Origin of the sequence: Xenorhabdus sp. TS4 (assembly GCF_014467265.1) — a bacterium.
Lineage (GTDB): Bacteria > Pseudomonadota > Gammaproteobacteria > Enterobacterales > Enterobacteriaceae > Xenorhabdus > Xenorhabdus ehlersii.
The window spans coordinates 62,732-83,906 of sequence record NZ_NKHQ01000076.1; the positions used below are offsets into that span (position 1 = coordinate 62,732).

Here is a 21,175-nt window from a genome sequence, read left to right on the forward strand (position 1 = left end):
CATGGCTGCGCTGTACAGTTGGAACAGAGGCAGCTCTGCCAGTCTGTTCGAGCGCATTCAAGGGAAGAGCTCCGGCTCTTCTCGTCAATCAAGGATGCGTGCACTACTTGATTCTATCAAGAAGCATTTGAATGAAGTGCTGAATTCCCGTCCCGGTGCTTGCCAAAGTGCCGTTGATTTAGGGGTCATTGATCTCAATGATGCGACCGCGACATCGGTGGATTTCAAGCAAAGTATCGAATGGGCGATTGAAGAGTGCATCAGAAATTATGAGCCAAGAATATCAGCGGTTTCTGTCAGCGCCATCAATGATGATTCAGATCCGTTGCTGTTGAGCTTTCATATCAGCGCTGAAATCTCTCTGGATGATATCAACGATCTTGTGGAATTTAGCATCCAGCTGGATAACAACCGGCGCTATTGCCTGGAGCGAACTCAATAAATGTCATTTGAAAAATATTTCAGAGATGAGTTGAACTATCTGCGACAACTGGGGAAAGAAGCCGCAGTTGAGCGCCCTCATCTTGCCGCATTTTTGTCAGAACAGGGTTCTGACCCCGACGTTGAGCGTTTGCTTGAAGGTTTTGCCTTCCTGACGGGCAACTTGCGGGCAAAGATTGATGATCAATTCCCTGAATTGACCCACGGCCTGCTCAATATGCTGTGGCCGAATTATCTGCGTCCAACGCCCAGTATGACCATCATCGAGTATACCCCGGATGAAAGTGTGGTGACGAAAGCGACACAGGTCAAGCGTGGCACACAGATTATGAGCCATTCGTTGTCGACTCAAGATGATATTTATTCGAACGAAAAATCGGACGGCAAAAAAGACGATCATGATCGCTGTACGTTTACGCTATGCCGTGATGTCTGGCTTTTTCCACTTTCTATCCGTGACATTACCGTCAATAACAGTAATGAGACCGGAATTATCGGTCTGGATTTTACGTCGAAAACAGAACTGAATCTGCATGAGTTGGAGCTGGACAAACTGCGTTTTTATTTAAGCGGTGATAACTATACCACCTCCCAACTCTATTTCTGGCTTTGTTACTACTTCAGAAAAGCAGAGTTGGTGGCAGGCGATACCGTGATCCCTCTGCCAGATTTTGATTTTGTGCCTGTGGGATTTGAGCGGGAAGATGCGTTACTGCCTTACCCCAAAAATGCCTATATGGGATATCGCATCTTGCAGGAATATTTCTGTTTCGCGGAAAGTTTCCTGTTTTTTGATGTGAAAGGCTTCCCGGAACTGCCGGAAGATCTGAAGACCAAAGATTTCAAACTGAATTTACATTTTTCTCAGGCATTGCCACCAGAAGCCAAGATTCGCCATGACACTTTTCGTCTGCACTGCACACCCGCAATCAACCTGTTCCCCATGGACAGTGAAGCAATTGAACTCAATGGCAGCCAGACTGAATACCCATTGAAAGCCAGTTACAGCTTTCCAGATAACTACGACATTTTCTCCGTTGATGGCGTAGAAAGCTGGCTGACAGGGGAAAATGGTGAACGCAGTCGTGCCCGTATTGGTGATCGAGTTTATACCCCGTTTGAAAGTTTCAATCACCAAATAGATAACGAAAATGAGCGTTCGATGCGTTATTACCGTATTCGGGTGAAAGAGTCACCTTTCCGCCGGGGATTGGAACATTTCATCTCATTGGTACGGGGAGATGAGGCAGATTTGCTCAGGCTCAAGCTGAAAGAAAATATTTCGATCAGTTTGACCTGTACCAACCGTGAACTGCCTTTAGAGTTGCGGGTTGGCGACATTAATTACCCCTCAATCGGCAGCCCGTCATTTGCGACATTCCGCAATATTACGCGGCCGTCAGTGCCTCTTTATCCCTTGTTGGATGGTGGTTTGCACTGGTCACTACTGTCAAATATGTCGCTCAACTATATGTCATTGCTGGATAAGGACGCACTGAAGCAGGTGCTGCGTACCTACGATTTCCCAAGTATTCATAACCGACAGTCCAAGCGTTCATCGCAAAAACGGCTTGATGCTATTGAAAAAATTGAAACAGAGCCGACAGATCGTCTGTTCCGTGGTCAGCCTGTACGTGGATTGCGCTCAACACTGTATATCCGGCAACAGGCATTCAACTCAGAAGGCGAGCTTTATCTATTCAGTACGATTCTGTCACGGTTTTTCTCACTGTATGCCAGCGTCAATGCGTTTCATATGTTGAAGGTAATCAATTTAGATAATCAGGAATGTTATGAATGGCCGGTACAGATAGGTCAACACTCGTTGATGTAATCACTGAACAGGATCCTGCCACGCCGCTGGCATTGGATATCTCACAGTACAACTTTTACCAATTGGTTGAGCTGCTTAATCAGTTAGCGGTAGCGTGGGATAAAACCGGAGAGACAGATCGTCCTGATCTGGAATCTATCCGTTTCCGTTCCAGCGCCAGCCTGGCATTTCCGACCCGGGATGTCATCTCGCTTACGCAATCCAAAAAGGGATACTTCGAACTGGAGGTTTCCTTTATGGGATTGCATGGCAGCCAGTCCCCGATGCCAGGCTATTATCTGGATTCACTGGCATGGGAAGAGGCCCAGGGGGAAAACCGTCTGACGGATTTTCTCAACATTTTCAACCACCGTTTAATTACGATCCTGCATCAGATTTGGCGGAAATACCGCTATTACATTTGTTTCAAGAAGGGTGGAGAAGATTATTTTTCCCAGCGTATGTTCTCTCTCGTTGGGTTAGGCAGTGATGTCAACCGCCGGATGCTGAACATCAACCACAGCAAAATGCTGGCGTACGCTGGATTGCTGGCAAGCCCCGGACGCTCGCCAGAAGTCATATGCAGCCTTGTTTCCCACTGTTTTGATTTGCAGGACGTTACGCTGCACGGCTGGCAATTCAGGAAAGTCATCATCCCGGTGGATCAGCAGAACCGTCTGGGGGTAACCAATAAAGGGCTGACAATTGGTGATACCAAGTTATCGGTATTAGGAGATAACTTCACCATTGGTTCTTGGGTTGGGGATTATAGTGGTAAGTTTTTGCTTAGTATCAATGACTTACCTCGTGATCGGTTCCTCTCATTCCTGCCTGATGGCAAAAACTATCTGCCGTTGGTGATGTTCATATCTTTTGTCATGCGCAGCCAGTTTGCTTGGGAACTGCGTCTTAGTCTGGCTGAAAATCAGGTCAGCGGTATGGTATTGGGGGCAAAGCAGAATAACCATTTGGGGTGGACCAGTTTTCTCGGCGAACCGGAAAAGAAACCCTCTGTCATCATTTCAGTTATGGAATAACGACCATGGAAAAACATCAACCAATCCTTTCATTGCGGGTTCTTAACAGTGAACAGCTAGAAAGTGGTAAAGCCGCCAACTGCCAGTTCTCGACACAGGGGGGTACGGTCGGTAGTAGTGAAAGCCACCTTTGGTCTGTGCAGGATCAGCAGGGCAATGTCTGCCCGTCACAATTCGCCATTAAATGGCAGGATGGGGCATTTTGCCTGCAAGTATTTGCTGAATCAGTGCAAATCAACAATGCAACTTTGACGCCTGAGTCGGGTTTGATCCTGTTACAACAAGGTGATCAAATCAAAGTAGGGAATTTGTCGATCAAGAGCCATATCAGTTTTTCTGAGGCAGATCGTGTTGATCCTTCAATGATATCCCCCGAATCGTTGGTTTCCAGCTATAGCAATCCGTTGGATGCCATGATGGAAGGTGCACCCGTACAAAAATCTGTGTTTGCCCACGATGAAGGCATTGCTCCAACGGTTATGCATCGTTTCAGTGATGATCCGCTACGGGTACTTGATAGCGAGAGCTTGACTACATTGAAACCCAAGGTTGAGGCTGATGATACGGAACAACTTTTGCCGCCGGATCATTACCAAAATCCCCCATTTGCTAACCCTATTTCTGATAACCGAGGCAGTGTTATGGATCAGGAGTTCCTTGATTTACCAGACATCGATTCCGACAGACAGTACGAAAGTATGGATGTTGACCATGTCGCCATTACTCCGCTCATGCGTGGGCTGGAAGCTCGTTTGCCTTTGCACGACAGCCAGCAGGCGAATGATTTTCTGCAGGAGATGGGTAAGACCATGAAAGCGGCCATTGAGGGGTTATTGGCCCTCCAGCGTGAACAACATGGGTTGCGTGATAAACAGCTCCGGCCTATCGAAGATAATCCACTGCGCCTGAATATGGATTATGACACGACTATGCAGGTGATGTTCTCTGATCAGAAAAGCCCGGTTCATCTCTCCGCTCCAGCCGCGGTAGCGGAAAGCCTGCAAAACCTGCAATTACATTATCAGGCTAACCGAATTGCCATCTCTGCTGCACTGGACACCATGCTGGAAGCTTTTTCTCCAGAGCAATTGCTCCGTCGTTTCTCACACTATCGTCGTAGCAACGAAGTCAGGAATAAAGACGCATCCTGGGCTTGGGAAATGTACACCAACTATTACCGCGAATTATCTTCCAGTCGCCAGCAAGGATTCGAAAAATTATTCCGCGAGGTGTATGAGCAGGCTTATGACCGCGCATTGCGTCAGGGCTTGGAGGAATCCAGCAATGACACATTCCGCTAGTCGCCGTATATGGGCTGTAGGGATTTTATTGCTGTCAGTGATGTTGCTAAACGGCTGTAGCAGTGCATGGAACGCAACAAAAAAAGTGGGCCAGGTCATTTGGGACCCTTCCACACCGGTAGGTAAACCCGATGAGCAAGCTTCTGTTGCCAACATTACATTGCTGGCCGAACCCGACATCAACCCCAATGAAAGTGGTGAAGCGGCCCCTGTTGAAATGCATTTGGTTTATCTCAGTGAGGATTCGCGCTTTCTGGCTGCCGACTATGACCAGCTTGATAGCGATAAGCTCGAAAAAGCACTGGGGAAAAACTACATCGATCATCAGGATTACACCCTGTTACCAGGGCAATACAAGCCTCTGGAACAGATCGCATTGGAAAAGAAAAACCGTTACATCGGTGTCATCGTTCACTATGCAGATGCAAATCAATCTGAATGGAAAAAGATCATCCGAGTAAAAGACATCGGTCGCCATTACCACATCTTGGTGCATGTCAGAAATAACGACGTCGAACTTAGAAAAGAGGAGGAGTAATCATGCCGGGCAAAAATCGGGTGATTTGGCACGAAGGATTATTCATCAAACCACAACATTTTCAGCAACAACAAAAACATATTGATTATCTGGCACATAGCCTTGTTTCAGTATTGACACCTTATGCTCACGGTTTCAGCTCCCTGAGCATCAATGATGATTTGCTCAAACTGGGCCGTATCGGGATTAACGAAGCCAGCGGCATTATGCCTGATGGCACCGTTTTTTCTGCCCCTAGCCAAGATTTACTGCCAAAACCGTTGGATATCGAAAATATCAATGACCTGAAAAGCAAAGATATTTATCTGGCGTTGCCAATGTCCAGCGATACCATTCGGGAAATTGCTGATCAGGGTGCAGAAACGCAAAGTGCAGTGCGTTATCGGGAACTTTCCACTGATGTCCGTGATCTTCACACCAAAGGCGGCGATTCCTTTGCCCTTAACCTTGCCCAACTGACGCCAGTTCTGATGCAAGGCTCTGAGGACATGAGTGCTTACACCACCATTCCACTGTGCCGCATCAAAGAAAAGCAAAAAGATGGCAACATTGTTCTGGATAACGAATTTGTTCCGACCTGTTTGTCGATCTTCGTGGCCGACAAGCTCAAGCGTTTCATGGTGGAAATTGATGGCCTGCTGACCGAGCGCTCAAGAACACTGGCTAAACGCATTGGTTCGCCGGGTCAGCAAGGGGTGGCGGATGTCGCAGAATTTATGATGCTGCAATTGCTCAACCGCGTTCAGCCGTTGTTCAACCATTATGCCAAACAAACCGTTTTGCACCCACTGCATTTATATACCGAGCTACTCCAGACTTGTGGCGAGTTGAGGACGTTCACCGATGCTAGCCGCCTGCCAGGGGATATATTGGCGTATGACCACAATAACCTGACCGATACCTTCCAGGATGTGATGCTCGCAATTCGTGATGCGTTGAATGTGGTTCTGACCCCACGTGCAACTTCAATTGCGCTGAAACAGAACGAAGGTGGCATTCGTGTGGCAACGCTTCACGACAACGATCTGTTGCGCAAGTCCGAATTCGTACTGGCAATCAGTGCCAGCACCCCACAGGAGCAGCTGCGTCGCCAGTTCGTCCAGCAAACCAAAGTCACATCGATGGAAAGGATCCGCGATCTGGTCAGCGTCCAGTTGCCGGGCGTGCCATTGATTGCCCTGTCCGCTGCGCCTCGCCAGTTGCCGTATCACTCTGGATATACCTATTTCCGTCTGGATCAGAAGAGTCCGGCGTGGAAAGAGATCCAGCAAGGAAATTCCATCGCGTTCCACGTATCAGGGGATTTCCCTGACTTAGATATGCAGCTCTGGGCTATCAGGGGCGGTAAGGAATAATCATGAGTGATATCAATGTTGACAGTCCGTCACTGGAAAAGTCTGAAACGCTGAAAACGTTTCAGCGCCAGTACCAGCTACCGTTGCGTGGTGAAAGCCTCAACCCAATGATCGATGCCGCCACCCCTTTGTTGGGGATGGTCTTGCGTTTGCAGGATATGACTGATCAGGCACTGCCAGACAAGCTTTACCAACAGGTTGTTACTGACATTCGAGCCATTGAGCAGTATCTGCAAACCAAGGGTTATGAACCCGGCGCGATTGTTTCATTCCGTTACGTACTGTGCACCTTCATTGATGAAACTGCGTTGGGGCACGGCTGGAACAGCCAGAATGGCTGGTTGAAGCAATCACTGTTGGTGCACTTCCACAATGAAACTTGGGGAGGGGAGAAGGTTTTCGTATTGCTTGAACGTTTGATGGGAGAGGCACAGCGCTACCAGCATCTGCTGGAGTTCATTTACCTCTGCCTCTGTCTGGGGTATCGCGGGCGCTACAAAGTCAGCACCCAGAAAAGCGATGACTTTGAGCGCTTGTTCCGTCGGTTGCAGCAACAGCTTCACTCACTGCGCGGGGATACTCCGCCGACCACGCTATATGTCAACGTCAACGAGAGTAATGCGCGTTATCGTTTGAGCAGACGATGGACTATCAAGCACCTGTTTGTGATTAGCGTGGGCTTGCTGGTGGCTGTTTACAGCTTTTATGCCATTCGCCTCGGTGATCAGACCCAAGACATATTAAAGCAGCTAAGTAACTTATTGAGATAGGAAGTCGCCATGATCCAGATTGATCTGCCTACCCTTGTAAATCGTTTAAACCCGATGACGCGCCATGCACTGGAAGCTGCTGCGGCATCCTGCGTCAGCCTGCAACAACCTGAAATCACGGTTGCGCAGCTGCTGCTCCAAATGATCGATACGCCACTCAGTGATGTGCGACTCATCCTCAGTCAAGCAGACATCGATAAAGATCTGCTGAAAGAACAGCTCGATCAGGTAATGACGCACCATCAATCGCTTGTGCAGACCTACCCAAATTTTTCCCCAATGCTGGTGGAGTGGTTACAGGATAGCTGGCTGTTGGCTTCCACAGAGATGCAGCACACCGAACTGCGCAGCGGCGTTATGCTGATTGCGTTGTTATTCAGCCCACTGCGTTACTTGGCACCACAAACGGCGCGTTTGCTGGCAGGTATCAACCGCGAATTATTGCGCCAAGACTTTGCAGAATGGACAAATGGTTCGGCTGAGCAGCCTTTTGCGGACAACAGTAATAAAGATGGGCAGGGCGTACATCCGGCAAACAGCGACAGTTTGCTGGCACGCTTTACCCAGAACATGACCGAACAGGCACGTCAGGGCAAGCTTGATCCGGTTTTATGCCGCGATAACGAGATTGATCTGATGATTGACATCCTTTGTCGTCGCCGTAAAAACAACCCCATCGTCGTGGGTGAAGCGGGGGTCGGTAAAAGTGCCCTGATTGAAGGTTTGGCATTGCGCATTATTAACGATCGCGTACCGGAAAAATTGCGCAACAGTGAACTGATGACACTGGATCTGGGAGCATTGCAGGCAGGGGCAGCGGTTAAGGGCGAATTTGAAAAGCGCTTCAAAGGTATCATGGCTGAAATTAGCCAATCGGCAAAACCAATCATCCTGTTTATTGATGAAGCCCATACTCTGATCGGTGCGGGCAACCAGGCGGGAGGTTTGGATATCTCCAACCTGCTGAAACCTGCTTTGGCACGTGGTGAGCTGAAAACTATCGCAGCCACCACATGGAGCGAATACAAGAAATATTTTGAAAAAGATGCAGCATTGTCCCGTCGTTTCCAACTGGTGAAAGTCTCTGAGCCAACAGCGGATGAAGCAACCGTCATCATGCGTGGCTTGCGTGCCATTTACGAGCAGGCGCACGGCGTGCTGATTGATGATGAAGCCCTAAAGGCCTCGGCGGTATTGAGTGACCGTTACCTTTCCGGTCGCCAACTGCCAGACAAAGCCATTGATGTGTTGGATACTGCCTGTGCCCGTGTTGCTATAAATCTGACTTCACCCCCGCGCCAGATCTCCTCATTAACTACCGACCTGCACCAGATGCAAATGGAAATCGACGTGCTGGAGAGGGAGCAACGCATGGGATTGAACATCCATGCTGAGCGATTGGAAGAGTTGCAAAACCAGCAGAAAGACGTTCAGCAGCAACTCACCGCGCTGGAAATTAGCTGGCAACAGCAGCAAGAGTTGGTGAAACAAATCATCGAACTGCGCCACCAATTACTGGCTGATGATTCTTTCGTTGAAAATGCGGTTGAAGAGATTACCGGGGATGAGGATAAACATGAAGCGACTAAGCCAGGCGAGACAACAGAAGAAGCCGAGGTAATAGAAGAAGTCGCCGACGAACAATCCTTGATCGAAAAACTGGCGACACTCAATACGCGGTTGGCAGAACTACAGCAGAAGCAAACGCTGGTTTCCCCACATGTGGATAAAACCCAGATTGCGGCGGTGATTGCTGAGTGGACGGGCGTACCATTGAACCGCTTGTCACAAAGCGAACTTTCCATTGTCACTGAATTGCCTACTCACTTGGGACAAAGCATCAAGGGGCAGGAAATTGCGATCCAGTGCTTGCACAAACACTTACTGACTGCTCGGGCAGATTTGCGTCGTCCGGGGCGTCCTCTTGGGGCATTCCTGTTGGTAGGGCCAAGTGGCGTCGGTAAGACAGAGACCGTCCTGCAAATTGCGGAACTGATGTTTGGTGGCCGTCAATACCTCACCACCATCAACATGTCTGAGTTTCAGGAGAAACACACGGTTTCCCGTCTGATCGGTTCACCTCCGGGTTACGTAGGATATGGCGAAGGTGGTGTACTGACCGAAGCCATTCGCCAGAAACCGTATTCAGTTGTCTTGTTGGATGAAGTGGAAAAAGCCCACCCTGACGTACTGAACCTGTTCTATCAGGCTTTCGACAAAGGGGAACTGGCAGATGGAGAAGGACGCATTATCGACTGTAAAAACGTCGTGTTCTTCCTGACGTCAAACCTGGGCTATCAAACTATCGTAGACAATGCCGAACAGCCAGCGCAGATCAACGACCTGCTTTACCCTGAATTAGCGGCATTCTTTAAACCAGCACTGTTGGCGCGTATGGAAGTGATCCCGTACCTGCCGTTGGGCCATGAAACGCTGAAAACCATTATTCAGGGCAAACTGGCTCGACTGGATACCCTGCTGACCCAACGTTTCAACGCAGAAGTCACCATCAGCGATGAGGTGTCCGAAGAGATCCTGCAACGTGCTACCCGCGCGGAAAATGGTGCCCGTATGTTGGAGTCCATCATTGATGGCGCACTGCTACCGCCAGTTTCATTACTGCTGTTGCAGAAAATGGCTGCGGGTACACCAATCAAGGCCATTCGCTTAACCGTGGTTGAACACGAATTCCATGCAGAGGTTGAGGAGGCAGAATAATGAAACAGCGGCTGAAAAGCGCGTTAGCGTTATTGGAAAATGACACTGTAGAACAACTGGTTGACCATTTTTTGCAGATCAGCCATAGCTCGCGTTTTGATGCCCTGTTGGTTTTCCTGCTGAACATCAACGAAAACAGGTTGGAATGCTACAACTTGCCGGAGACTCAGCAAACCAGTTCGCGCCGATTGCAAGTGGACATTGATGACGTCAATAACCCGTTGATACAGGTATTACGCAAGGGAACCCCAACTGTTTGGGATTTCCTTAATCACGGGGCACGCATTGACGAGCCATATTTCCGCACGTTTATTGCAGAACTTCCGCATAACTGTGGGTTGTACGGCATTCCCCTGTTTGATTGCAATGGGCAGGCTTGTGGTGTGATCGCTATCTTTGCCGAAAATGTCCGCTATTTCATCAACAATGAAAACATGTTCGGCATCTATTGCCATGTCATGCAGCATCGCCTGAAAAAATTGCAGGAACTCGAACAACTGCGCGGGCAGTTACGCCAAATCCGCCAGGTATTTCAGGTTCAACGCCAAAAAGAAAAACAATTGGATGAATTGCTTGCTTCCCTGAGTGAATCGAAAAACCCGGCGGTGGTCAGCAGTATCTCCGTGGATTACAGTCATATCGATAATCTGCCAAAGGCCATAGAAGAATTTGAAAGCGCCGTGTTGATTCAACGTCAGCGTCAGTTTGGCAACGACACCAGATTGATCGCACAAAGCCTGGGTATTGCTCAGCGGACGTTGGTTTACAAACTGGCTAAGTACGGGTGTAGATTATGAATATTGTTTTAATTATCAGTTCATTGCTCGCTTCATTGATAGGGAACCCCAAGCTTGCAGAGGTGGCAGAACCAAAGGAAGTGGTTGCGGTAAAGGAAGAGCAAAATTTAGATGAGTTGCATAAATGCCGCTTTGAGCCGTCTCCTCTTATTCGGCTGGCATGTTATGACAGAGCGTTGAATAACCTCAAGTTCAAAACGGTGCAAATCCCTATCGAAAATATGGGACCTCTATGGCGGCAAGCGATGGAACAGGAGATGAAACGTACCGATTACTCTACCAGCTTCATTATGACGCAGGGAGAGAATGGTGCGGCACCGATTATCTTGACCACGCCCGCGATTGGAGTGCCTCCCCCACGTCCCGTATTAATGCTCAGTTGCATTGACAGTATCACCCGCTTGCAGGTAGCACTGCCTAAGCCCGTAGAGTCAGGGGTTGTCACCGTGGCGACGGACAGAACTGAGTACCGTACTGAATGGTTCGTGCGGGAACAGGGTTACTTATGGGAATCCAGCCGTGGTTTACCGGGCATTGAAGAAATCAAGCGCCTGATGAACAGCGACCGGATGAGTATTACAGGCAGTAATGGTAGCCAGATAACCTTTAACATTTCTCAGTTGGAGCAGGCAGCGAAGCCATTACGTGCTGCTTGCCGTTGGTAATCGACATGGACATCAGAACACAATTCGATTGGTTCGGCTCCCTGCTGGCCCCCTTGTCCGACGAACAGATTGGCAAGGCACTGGGAGACAACGAACCTGCATGGGAATACATTGACAGCGAAATGATCAAATTTGGTTCGCTGTCACATGGAGCGCTGGATGTTGAAGAGATCCAACGTCAGGCACTGCAATTATTACGTGAAAACAGCAAAGACTTCCGGCTGGTGGTTCATCTGCTGCGTACCCTGCAACATGCTGGCAACGCGGCTGAACTGATCCTCGCAATGGAGCTGCTGACCGAGTATATCAAAAACTACTGGGAAAAAACCTGGCCAACCAAGCTACAGTTAAAACGTCGGCTGGCACAGCAAGTACTCAAGCGTTTCGACTCCGCCCAGAACAGTTTTATTGAACAGGCAAGCAAAAGTGAACGGGATGATGCGCAAGGGGCGTTGGCACATCTCGCTCAATGCTGGCATGCCAATGAACCGGATCTTGCTAAAGAAGTTGACCAACTGCGCGTTCGTTATAACCGTCAGCCAGAAGCTGTACCTGTGGAGACAAAGTCTGCTCCTGCTGCGGTGCCAGCATCCTCTTCAGCCGAATCTATGGCGCAAACGCCACAGGGTTTTCAAGCTGCACCGATGCCAGAAGTCGACGTCAACAGTTCGAGCGAAAAAGCGTGGAAGCAGACTTTGATAACCGTCGCAGATCTGTTGTGTGAACGGTATCCCGAATTACCTGTTGGTTATTCCCTACGCCGTCACGCGGTATGGCACACCATCACTACAGCCCCGATGGCGAATGCAACAGGCAAAACCCCATTGGCACCGGCTTCCGCCGATCGTACTGCCGACTATTTGGCGAGATTGCCGCTGGCGGACAACAAATTGCTCCAGCAAATCGAGCAAAGCCTGATGCTTGCTCCTTACTGGCTGGATGGTCATGCCATTGCTGCACAAGCCGCATTGCAATTGGGGTACGGGAACGTCGCTCAGGCTATTCGTGATGAGCTGAATGCCTTTCTGGAACGGTTGCCCGTGCTGAAAACCTTAAGCTTTTCTGACATGAGTGCGTTTATTTCCCCTGAAACCCTCGACTGGCTCACGCCTGAGCCTGTGGCAACGGGCAAGGGTTCCGTTTCTGCTGATCAGGAAGTTATCTGGCAATGTTTCCAGCAACAGGGATTGGAAGCAGCCCTGAAAATGCTGGAGGAACATCAGCAACAGTTAACGGAGCCACGGGATCAATTCTATGGCCAATTGCTCAATGCCCAATTGCTTGAAGAAGCCGGCATGACAGCGCTGGCCCAACAGCATTACCGGAATTTGTTACACACGGGACAACACATGCAACTTATTCAATGGGAACCCAGCCTGCTGGCTTTATTGGCTGAAAAACTCCCTTCTCCTCTCAAGGATACGGCTTCAAACAGGAGTGTTAACCCATGAAATGGCCCTCTTTGTCATCTTTGGCTCCATTGAAATCAGCCTTGCCGACACTGGCAAAGTTTAAATCCTTGCCACGCCTCAAGGCATTGATGGCACTGGTTCTGGCACTTATCCCCTGCTTGCTGTTAATTGCGGTCTGGTGGTGGGGGCCGGAATGGAAACTGCGCAACGATTATCCACTGGAAAGCCTTGCAGCGCGCTGGCTGGCAACAATTATCATTGTCATGATGGTCGTATTCTGGGTTGGCATGAAAGCATGGCGTCGTTTGCGGAAACTGGAAAAACTGAACCTTGATGTTGAACTGAAAGTGGTTGATCCGGTACGGGTGGATATTGAACATCAGGATCGCTATCTCGATCACTGGAAATCCCAGTTGCAACGCCATCTGGATTCGTACAATTACCTGTATGAACGTCCGTGGTACATCATCATCGGGAGCCAGAAAAGCGGTAAATCCGCACTGATCAAGGAAGGTTATAAACTATCCGAAATCGCGGCACCGGAATATTTACGTCAGGATAGCGAAGTGCCCCTGATGCTGCGTTGCTGGTTAGGGGAAAAAGCGGTCATCATCGATCCGAAAGGCCAGTTAATTGACCAGCCAGTCCCGCTTAACAGCGACAAACCGCAAATCAATAGCCGTCTGTGGGAAGCATTGCTGAACTGGTTGGCTGAAAACCGTCAGCGCCAGCCACTCAACGGCATTATTCTGACCGTGGATACCCTGCGTCTGATGGCTGATAGCCGTGAACAGCGTGAACGCTATGTGAGGGAGATCCACCAGCGCCTGCAAGACATTCGTCTGACCTTCCACAGCCAGTTGCCGCTCTATTTGGTGATGACTAAAATTGACTTATTGCACGGCTTTGAGGCGATGTACCAGTCATTGGATCGCAAACTGCGCGACCAGATTTTGGGCGTGACGTTCAGCCTTAACAACCGCGATGAAAAAGCGTGGCGCAGTGAACTGGAAGCGTTCTGGAAGCAGTGGATGAACAACCTGAATTCAGCGATGCCGGACATGATGCTGAACAATGTGGACGCTAACCAGCGCAGCGCCCTGTTCAGTTTTACTCGTCAGATTCAGGGGCTGTACAGCTATATCACCCAGATGTTGGAAGATATTTTGTATAACGATGAACACCACCGCCCTACTTTGCGGGGTGTCTATTTGACGTCGGCCCATCAACGGGGACAGATGGATGACCTGTTCACCCAGTCCGCTTCGGCCCAGTATCACCTGGGATCGCAGGCGTACCCGACCTGGCCGGCTGGCGATACCCTGCCGTACTTCACCCATTCGCTGTTCGAAAATGTCTTGCTGGCCGAGCCGAATCTGGCGGCGGAAAACCGAATCTGGCTGAGCCGCAATCGTCGCCAGTTATATACCTTCTCCGTGGTCAGTGCGTCGGTCATTCTGGCGATGTGGGGGGGCTGGCATTACTTCTACCAGAAAAACTATCGGGCTGGTGAAGAAGTGCTGGCGCAGGCGAAAAACTTCCTGTCCGTCCCGCCCCCGAAAGGGGATGACCGCTATGGTAACCTCCAGTTGCCGCTACTCAATCCCATCCGGGATGCGACCCTGGCTTACGGTAACTATCACAACAACAAATCCTTTCTGACTGACATGGCGTTATACCAGGGAGGCGGGGTCGGGCCGTATGTGGAAGGCACCTACCTGAAACTGCTGGAGCAGCGTTTCCTGCCGGCATTAATGCTGGGGTTACTGGATGACTTAAATCAGGCCCCGGCCGGCAGCGAAGAAAAACTCGAGATCTTGCGTGTGATGCGCATGATGGAAGATGCCAGCAAACGTAATAGCGGTCTGGTCGCCCAGTATATGCGTGAGCGCTGGAGTAAGGCATTCCACGGCCAGCGTGATGTGCAGGAAGCGTTGCTGACCCACCTGAATTACGCGCTGGAGCGTACTGACTGGAAGGACAAACGGGATAAAGGTGAACAGGATGCGATGGATCGCTTCTCTCCGTTTGTCAAACCGATCCGGCAGGCGCAGCAGGAGTTGAAAGCGCTCTCCGTCAACCAGCGAGTGTACCAGAACCTGCGTATCAAGGCCCAGGATGCCCTGCCCGCACCGATCAACCTGCGTGACCAGATTGGTCCCAGTTTTGACAGCGTGTTTGTGGCCAGCAACGAAAAACGGCTGGTGGTACCGCAATTCCTGACCCGCCACGGCTTGATGGATTACTTCGTCCAGCAGGGCAATGAGCTGGTGGAGCTGACGGCGATGGATAGCTGGGTGCTGAACATCAAGAATAACAGCCCGGAGAAATACTCTGAACAGGCGCCGTCACCGGTGAACGATAAGTACAGTGACACCGATCAGTCGCGGATCCAGCGCGAAATCACCGAACTGTACGTGGCCGAGTACACCGCGACCTGGCGGGCAGCGATGAACAACCTTGAAGTTCGTGACTTTGATGATTTGCCGCAAGCCATCAGTGCCATCGAACAGGTGATCAGTGGTGAGCAACCCCTCAAGCGGGCGCTGCAAATCCTGAGCGATAACACCAATCCGCCGCTGATAAGCAACTCGCTGAGTGACAAGGAGAAACAGGTACTGACGTTGAAAGAAGACTACCGCCTGTTAAACCGCATTAGCCGCGACTTTGCCCCGGAAACGGGAGTGCTGATTGAGCATGGTGATAAGGGCAGCACGTTACAAAGTGTCTACCAAAAACTGATGGCACTGCACCGTTACCTGCTGGCGATCCAAAACTCACCGGTCCCGGGTAAGGCTGCCTTGCAGGCCGTCCAGATGCGTTTGGACAAGAACAACAGTGACGCCATTTTTGAAGTGCAGCAGATGGCGAAAAACCTGCCGGAACCGCTGAACCGCTGGATTGGTGAGCTGGCTGAGCAGGCGTGGCGCGTGGTGATGATGGAAGCGGTCCGCTCGCTGGAAGTGGAATGGAACGGCACGGTGGTCAGGCAGTACAAGACCTATCTGGCAGGGCGCTATCCGTTCAATCCGAACGCCCGTGAAGAAGTGCCGTTGAGCGAGTTTGACCGCTTCTTCCGGCCGGGCGGGACGCTGGACGCCTTCTATCAGCAAAGCCTGAAACCGTTTGTGGAAAACAACCTGACTACGGGCACCGACGGCAAGATGCTGATCCGTCCCGACGTCATGAAACAGCTGGCCGTGGCGAACCGTATTCGCACCACCTTCTTTACCCCCCAAAACGGCCTCGGCACCCAGTTTGCCGTTGAACCGGTGAGCCTGACTGGCAACAAACGCCGGGCCTTGCTAAACCTCGACGGCCAGCTGGTGGATTATTCCCACGGGCGCAGCAATGTGGCACGTCTGGTCTGGCCAAACTCGATGCGTACCGGCACGGAAAGCCAACTGACCCTGATGCCAGCGAAAAGCAATCAGGCGCCGCGCTCTGTCAGCTTTAGCGGCCCGTGGGCCCAGTTGCGGCTGATTAACAGCGGCAAGCTGACTAACGTCCAGCCGGGCTTCTTTGATGTGCGCTTTAGCGTCGATAATGGCGAAATGACCTACCGCATCTATGTGGATGAATCGGATAACCCGTTTGCGGGCGGACTATTCAGCCAGTTCAAACTGCCGGACACCCTTTATTAAGGGGAAGGCAGCGCGTCAGTCTTGAGAGCAAACCCGCCCCCTGCCTTCGGGCAGGGGTTTTTTAAGGAGAAAAGCGAGAATATGGGCGAACATCCTGAAAACCTCATCATCCGGGCCGGCGGCAGTCCGCTGAATTTGCCGGAATTTGCCGTTATCCGCGATGAAATTAACAAAACCAGCCATCCGGCGCAGCCAGAAGTGAACTGGCCACTGGTGGAATCCCTGTCCCTGACGCTGTTCAAAACCAACGGAGTCGATTTACAGACCGCGATTTACTACACCCTGGCGCGGATGCAACTCAATGGGCTGGCGGGGTTCACCGAGGGCTGTGAACTGCTGGCGGGGGTTATCGTCAGTGAATGGGAGACCTTGTGGCCGACCCAGCCGCAGGTGCGCACCGACCTGCTGGAGTGGTTCCATGCCCGTACCAGCAGTGTGCTGCGCCAACTGGATTTTGCCGCCAGCGATCTGCGGATGATTTACCGCGCCGAACGGGCCCTCCAGTTGATTATCGACCGGTTGCAGCAATCCGACCTGAAACGCCTGCCGCGGGTGGAAAACCTGTTATGGTTCTTCCAGAACGCAGCGAAAAAACTGGAAAAACCCCGTCAGGCGGCGAAACCGGTGGCGCCATCGGTGCAGATGCCACCGCTGGTTTACCTGTCCCAGTCGGAAGCCGAGCCGGAAATGCCTCCGTCCCCGTCACCCTTGCGCCATGACCCTCAGCCTGTTCCCGATAATCAACCGCGGGTGCGGGTCCAGTTTCCTGAACAACCGCCTCAGGGACTCAATGCGTGGCAGGGCTTTGGCCTGGGCACCCTGTTGGGCTTATTGGTGTTGGTGGGCGGCTGGCTGCTGTGCTACAAGCCCCTGCAACAACAACTCCAGGCCATCACCGACCACCCCGCGGGAGCCCGGTTGGCGTGGTTATATCAGCCTGAACTGGCGAGTTATGCCCACCAGCTTGAACGGCTGACGGAGACCTCGCCCCGGGTCACCTGGGAAGCGGCCCGCCGCCTGACGGCGACCGCAGAACACCAGTGGCCGCAATCGCCCGCCCAGCAGCAGGCGACCCGCCAATGGCAGCAGCAGGTGACCGCCCGGATTGACAGCGTGCCGCTGACAGGCAGCTGGAATACCACCCGCGACCAGCTTCAGCAACTGGCAGACAAAATCCTGTTGCAGGAGCGTACCCGGGGCAGCTTCACTTTGTCCTACCTGAAAACCGCTATCTATGACATCCAGCGCAGCCATGGCAGTGAAGTGCCACTGGAAGAACAGTTGCGTCAGTTGAGCGTCTATGCGGCCAAAGGGGAGCTGGCACCGCCGGTACTGCTGAAAGGGATCGATGACCGCTTTAACGCCCTGCTCGGTCGCTATGACCGGCTGCGTCAGGCGACCGAACAACGGGAAAGCCATGATAACAATGCGGCCGAATATCCGGCCAAAGACCAGCCCCCTGCCGTGACACGGGACGGCGGGCATTAATCAGGGAGACATCCGATGTCATTGAAAAAGAACATGGCGAAACTTCAGCAAGGGCAGACTCTTGTCCGGCAGGGGCAGTCGTTTATCCGGCAGGGGCAGCCGGCCTCGCAGATGGCCGGCATCTTGGGGAGCAGGGGTATCGTCCCCGATGGCGCAGGGCAAACTGCGTCCGGCGGTCAGGGACTGGCCGAGCGGGCTGCCAGCGGCCAGCATGCCGCCGCCAGGGCGCTGCAAAAAGCCAGCCAGACGCTGCTCGACGGGGGGGACAGCGCCCCGAGCGGCTTGCAATTTACCCTGACGGCGGGCGGATTGCCGCCGCAGACCTTTGTCGTCACCGATTTTACCCTGGATGAACACTTTTCCCAGCCGTTCACGCTGGAAGTGGGGCTGGCGAGTGCGGATCCGGCCATCGACTTTCCGGTGGTACTCGACCGCACCGCCACCCTGACGATCACCCAGGATGGGGTAGAAAGCCGCAGTATCACCGGTATGGTCGCCAGCTTTGAACAGGGTAATACCGGGTTACACCAGACTACCTACCAGATGAGTATTCGCCCGGACCTGTGGCGCACCACGCTGCGGCAAAACTCGCGCATCTTCCAGCAACTGAACATTGCCGCCATTATCACCACTATCTTGAAAGAGCATGGTATTCGTGACGTCATCTTCAGTCTGCGCCACGCTCACCCGGAGCGGGAATTTTGTGTGCAATACCAGGAATCTTAAATCAATATAATCAATTGAATATAAAGGATATATTATCATTATTTTATTTTATGCCCCTTTTAATGCCCCCGAATTTTTTACTTACCTTTATTTTCCTATATGACTGATTTTTATTATTTATATCATTAATTGTGCGATTTTCAATCATCTTAAGGCAAAAAAGCCGTGAGGGTTAAAAATGGTCAGATTTTACTACCATTTTACGCTCAGGGCTTAAGATAAAAAATGTTCATTTTTACGACATTGATCACAAATTGAAGTGGGTTATTCCTGTGGCTGAGAGCGGGCTTTCCTTTCTAATAATTCTCCAGTATGAGAATCGAAATAACGGCTGGGCCAGATCTCTGAGGGATGGATGCCAAGGTAATTTGCGATAATCCATTCACCTTTCGGCCACGGTCTGCTGAATGCGTTTGCCAGTGTTGATGAACCGAGTCCCGCTTCACGAGAAACAGCCGCTAAGGTTGTACCGCGTTTACGTAATGCAGCGATAATATCGGCCTGATGCCAGTCAGTTCTAATGTTGTTATTCATTCCTGCTACCCCTTCCATTCATTAATATTGATGGTGGTGATTCAAGGTAGGGTTCGCATTACCGGTAGCTACCCTCCGGCGAGGTCGAAACCTCCCCTACCTGAACCACCATTGAATGGGTGTAAACAGGCGCACTGGTAGAAAAATCCTACCAGTGGGTAGCTATTTCAGGGATGCGAAGCCCCGACCATTAGATTTGGCTAATGGCGGGGACACTTTAACTGATTGTTTTAGCTTACTCAATAACTGAACGGCTAAGTTTAACGGCTATAAACCCGTTCAACGTAACGCCCGCGCCCATCACCGTGCCCCAAATCCATTGATACGAGTGCCCGTGCTTCCTGACGGCTAAAACCCTTCTGTTGGTAAAAACTCAGGGCATCCTGTGCCCACGCATAGCGCAGACTATGAGGAGAATAGCGGCCTGTTAAACCAATCTTTGTGGTATGTGTCCGCCAGTAATTCATGGCCTGCTTGAGATCGGGCTTATCAATCAACCTGCCGCCACGTTGTTCTGCAACAGCCATGGCCTGTTCTACAGCCTCTTTTACTGCTGCAACATCCAATACACGGGTTTGTCTTGGTCGGCCACCTTTTGTACCGAAAACAACATGCAGTTTCGGCTCTGGCTGTTCTAATTGTTTGCGCCAGCTTTTCAATGATGCACTGCATTGCACCGCTTCCTGAGAACGTAATCCCAGTAAGCGGGCAAGTTTCAAGGTGACGGCAAATCCAACATCACGTTCAAGCGCTTTCTGATAAACAACCTGAAACGTAGTATCAGGGATCGCTTGTTTCGTGCCTGCTCGGCTGGTGTCACTTAATCCCAATGACTGATTACTCAAACGCGGCGAGGTTTCCAGTTTTTCTCTGCCTGCAATGCGGAAGATATTACGCAGCGCGGACATTTCATTTTGTACTGTTCGTTTGGCAATCCCCTGAGATAAACGGGCATCAACGTATTGCTCTACATGTTTGGTTTTCAAATTCTTGAGACTTTTCACCTGAATATTCAGGCTTAACAACAACGCGCCCAAACGTCCTGCAATCCGAATACGATCATGACAGGTCTTATGGCTGCCACCACTCTGACGCGCAAAAAACTTTAATTCTTTAATCAATCGGCTCATTGTCTTCCCCTTGCTGATACCTGACAACCTACAATCTCTGGCGCTCGACCGTTCTGGCAAAACAGAAAATACCTGCTTTGCCCTTGATCGATATCTGTGCGCCAGAGTGAACGCAGGTTGAGGTATTGCGGGGTATCGGTTGAGTACACGGTACTGCCGCCTGCGTGTGCAGGTCATCCCCACCGGCAAAAAGCCAGCCTCGATATCGTCAAGTTCTCCTTTTTCAATCTAAAAATGCAGTGTCAGATTCACTGAGTGGTGAAACAGGCCTGAGCCTGTCAAGGTTGTGATGTTATTTGGCTGCGGCGTCACTTTCAGCGGTAAACCGGCAAAAAGTGACGCCTTAACTCCAGCAAACAGTCAGCAAAAATCATGCGAGCGTTGAAATGCCAACAGGCACAGCAAAATGCCGCAAGGTTCGGTGTCAAACGGGAACAATGAGTTAATTGTTTAGGTGTGAAATGGGTTCAGGACGTCACTCGATCTCACTATGCAAAAGTTAAGTGAAGATGAGGTCTGATGTTGATATGAAAGAAGTGCATGGCTCAATGTTCAATGCACTTGGGAGACAATATACAAACACCTTTTTGAGGTCTTTTTCAGTTTAAGAGACTTTCACCGCCAGACGAAGGGTTAGGTGTCTGACGATATCTGCTTCCAAAAGTGCGCAGATGTACCGCATGGTATGCACTCCCTTGCAGGCTACGGGAGTTAATGAGATGGTCTTCCCCACCTTGTGAACCATACTCTTTATAGAGTATTTTTTCTGGAGAGTCCATCATGCAAAACGTCACCCTTATTGGTAT

17 protein-coding genes and 1 pseudogene are annotated in these 21,175 nt (G+C 50.9%); 14 read left to right on the plus strand and 4 right to left on the minus strand.

Annotated elements, in window-relative coordinates:
- Position 1 precedes the first annotated feature (1 nt).
- The 14 genes and pseudogenes from tssE to vgrG all read left to right on the plus strand — a co-directional run.
- Complete coding sequence (gene tssE / locus Xets_RS15200) at positions 2–442, plus strand: type VI secretion system baseplate subunit TssE (RefSeq protein WP_099131735.1); 441 nt, start codon at positions 2–4, stop codon at positions 440–442.
- Positions 443–2,275, plus strand: coding sequence for a type VI secretion system baseplate subunit TssF (gene tssF / locus Xets_RS15205; protein ID WP_187652051.1), 1,833 nt, complete (start codon positions 443–445; stop codon positions 2,273–2,275).
- On the plus strand, positions 2,239–3,291 hold the full coding sequence (tssG, locus tag Xets_RS15210; protein ID WP_099131733.1) for a type VI secretion system baseplate subunit TssG: 1,053 nt from the start codon (positions 2,239–2,241) through the stop codon (positions 3,289–3,291). The genes tssF and tssG overlap by 37 nt, the downstream gene beginning before the upstream one ends.
- Positions 3,292–3,296: 5 nt before the next feature.
- Complete coding sequence (gene tagH / locus Xets_RS15215) at positions 3,297–4,592, plus strand: type VI secretion system-associated FHA domain protein TagH (protein WP_099131732.1); 1,296 nt, start codon at positions 3,297–3,299, stop codon at positions 4,590–4,592.
- Positions 4,576–5,130: a type VI secretion system lipoprotein TssJ gene (tssJ, locus tag Xets_RS15220; protein WP_099131731.1), complete on the plus strand. Its 555-nt coding sequence runs from the start codon at positions 4,576–4,578 to the stop codon at positions 5,128–5,130. Before tagH ends, tssJ begins: the two co-directional genes overlap by 17 nt.
- 2 nt (positions 5,131–5,132) lie before the next feature.
- The gene (tssK, locus tag Xets_RS15225) at positions 5,133–6,485 is read left to right on the plus strand and encodes a type VI secretion system baseplate subunit TssK (RefSeq protein WP_099131730.1); all 1,353 of its coding nucleotides are present in this window, start codon (positions 5,133–5,135) and stop codon (positions 6,483–6,485) included.
- A gap of 2 nt (positions 6,486–6,487) precedes the next feature.
- Positions 6,488–7,255, plus strand: coding sequence for a type IVB secretion system protein IcmH/DotU (gene icmH, locus Xets_RS15230; protein WP_099131729.1), 768 nt, complete (start codon positions 6,488–6,490; stop codon positions 7,253–7,255).
- 9 nt (positions 7,256–7,264) lie between these two features.
- Positions 7,265–9,973, plus strand: a complete 2,709-nt coding sequence (gene tssH, locus Xets_RS15235) for a type VI secretion system ATPase TssH (protein ID WP_187652052.1) — start codon at positions 7,265–7,267, stop codon at positions 9,971–9,973.
- The gene (locus tag Xets_RS15240) at positions 9,973–10,770 is read left to right on the plus strand and encodes a Fis family transcriptional regulator (protein ID WP_099131727.1); all 798 of its coding nucleotides are present in this window, start codon (positions 9,973–9,975) and stop codon (positions 10,768–10,770) included. The genes tssH and Xets_RS15240 overlap by 1 nt, the downstream gene beginning before the upstream one ends.
- Positions 10,767–11,435 (plus strand): type VI secretion system-associated protein VasI, encoded by a 669-nt coding sequence (gene vasI, locus Xets_RS15245; protein WP_187652053.1) that lies wholly within the window; start codon positions 10,767–10,769, stop codon positions 11,433–11,435. Before Xets_RS15240 ends, vasI begins: the two co-directional genes overlap by 4 nt.
- 5 nt (positions 11,436–11,440) lie before the next feature.
- Entirely contained in the window at positions 11,441–12,886 is a 1,446-nt protein-coding gene (gene tssA, locus Xets_RS15250; RefSeq protein WP_187652054.1) for a type VI secretion system protein TssA, read from the plus strand.
- Entirely contained in the window at positions 12,883–16,491 is a 3,609-nt protein-coding gene (tssM, locus tag Xets_RS15255; protein ID WP_187652055.1) for a type VI secretion system membrane subunit TssM, read from the plus strand. Before tssA ends, tssM begins: the two co-directional genes overlap by 4 nt.
- Positions 16,492–16,572: 81 nt before the next feature.
- Positions 16,573–17,979 (plus strand): VasL domain-containing protein, encoded by a 1,407-nt coding sequence (locus tag Xets_RS15260; RefSeq protein ID WP_187652056.1) that lies wholly within the window; start codon positions 16,573–16,575, stop codon positions 17,977–17,979.
- Positions 17,980–17,994: 15 nt separating this feature from the next.
- Positions 17,995–18,702 (plus strand): annotated as a pseudogene (gene vgrG, locus Xets_RS15265) (type VI secretion system tip protein VgrG); the annotation flags it as partial.
- A 267-nt stretch (positions 18,703–18,969) separates the two neighbouring features.
- Here vgrG and Xets_RS15270 read toward each other — a convergent pair.
- The 4 genes from Xets_RS15270 to Xets_RS15285 form a co-directional block, all read right to left on the minus strand.
- Positions 18,970–19,239, minus strand: a complete 270-nt coding sequence (locus Xets_RS15270) for a helix-turn-helix transcriptional regulator (protein WP_187652058.1) — start codon at positions 19,237–19,239, stop codon at positions 18,970–18,972.
- 260 nt (positions 19,240–19,499) lie between these two features.
- Positions 19,500–20,369, minus strand: coding sequence for an integrase domain-containing protein (locus Xets_RS15275; protein ID WP_187652059.1), 870 nt, complete (start codon positions 20,367–20,369; stop codon positions 19,500–19,502).
- Positions 20,366–20,518, minus strand: a complete 153-nt coding sequence (locus Xets_RS15280) for a hypothetical protein (protein ID WP_187652060.1) — start codon at positions 20,516–20,518, stop codon at positions 20,366–20,368. The genes Xets_RS15275 and Xets_RS15280 overlap by 4 nt, the downstream gene beginning before the upstream one ends.
- Before the next feature lie 450 nt (positions 20,519–20,968).
- The coding region (locus Xets_RS15285; RefSeq protein WP_222941612.1) for a hypothetical protein at positions 20,969–21,175 on the minus strand (207 nt) is incomplete at its 5' end.

Excerpts from the sequence above, each read along its gene's own strand:
- Xets_RS15275 (WP_187652059.1), bottom strand. The coding sequence starts at position 20,369 with ATGAGCCGATTGATTAAAGAATTAAAGTTTTTTGCGCGTCAGAGTGGT.
- Xets_RS15260 (WP_187652056.1), top strand. The coding sequence starts at position 16,573 with ATGGGCGAACATCCTGAAAACCTCATCATCCGGGCCGGCGGCAGTCCG.
- icmH (WP_099131729.1), top strand. The coding sequence starts at position 6,488 with ATGAGTGATATCAATGTTGACAGTCCGTCACTGGAAAAGTCTGAAACG.
- Xets_RS15240 (WP_099131727.1), top strand. The coding sequence starts at position 9,973 with ATGAAACAGCGGCTGAAAAGCGCGTTAGCGTTATTGGAAAATGACACT.
- tagH (WP_099131732.1), top strand. The coding sequence starts at position 3,297 with ATGGAAAAACATCAACCAATCCTTTCATTGCGGGTTCTTAACAGTGAA.
- tssA (WP_187652054.1), top strand. The coding sequence starts at position 11,441 with ATGGACATCAGAACACAATTCGATTGGTTCGGCTCCCTGCTGGCCCCC.
- tssK (WP_099131730.1), top strand. The coding sequence starts at position 5,133 with ATGCCGGGCAAAAATCGGGTGATTTGGCACGAAGGATTATTCATCAAA.
- tssM (WP_187652055.1), top strand. The coding sequence starts at position 12,883 with ATGAAATGGCCCTCTTTGTCATCTTTGGCTCCATTGAAATCAGCCTTG.
- tssE (WP_099131735.1), top strand. The coding sequence starts at position 2 with ATGGCTGCGCTGTACAGTTGGAACAGAGGCAGCTCTGCCAGTCTGTTC.
- vasI (WP_187652053.1), top strand. The coding sequence starts at position 10,767 with ATGAATATTGTTTTAATTATCAGTTCATTGCTCGCTTCATTGATAGGG.
- Xets_RS15270 (WP_187652058.1), bottom strand. The coding sequence starts at position 19,239 with ATGAATAACAACATTAGAACTGACTGGCATCAGGCCGATATTATCGCT.
- tssJ (WP_099131731.1), top strand. The coding sequence starts at position 4,576 with ATGACACATTCCGCTAGTCGCCGTATATGGGCTGTAGGGATTTTATTG.
- tssG (WP_099131733.1), top strand. The coding sequence starts at position 2,239 with ATGGCCGGTACAGATAGGTCAACACTCGTTGATGTAATCACTGAACAG.
- tssH (WP_187652052.1), top strand. The coding sequence starts at position 7,265 with ATGATCCAGATTGATCTGCCTACCCTTGTAAATCGTTTAAACCCGATG.
- tssF (WP_187652051.1), top strand. The coding sequence starts at position 443 with ATGTCATTTGAAAAATATTTCAGAGATGAGTTGAACTATCTGCGACAA.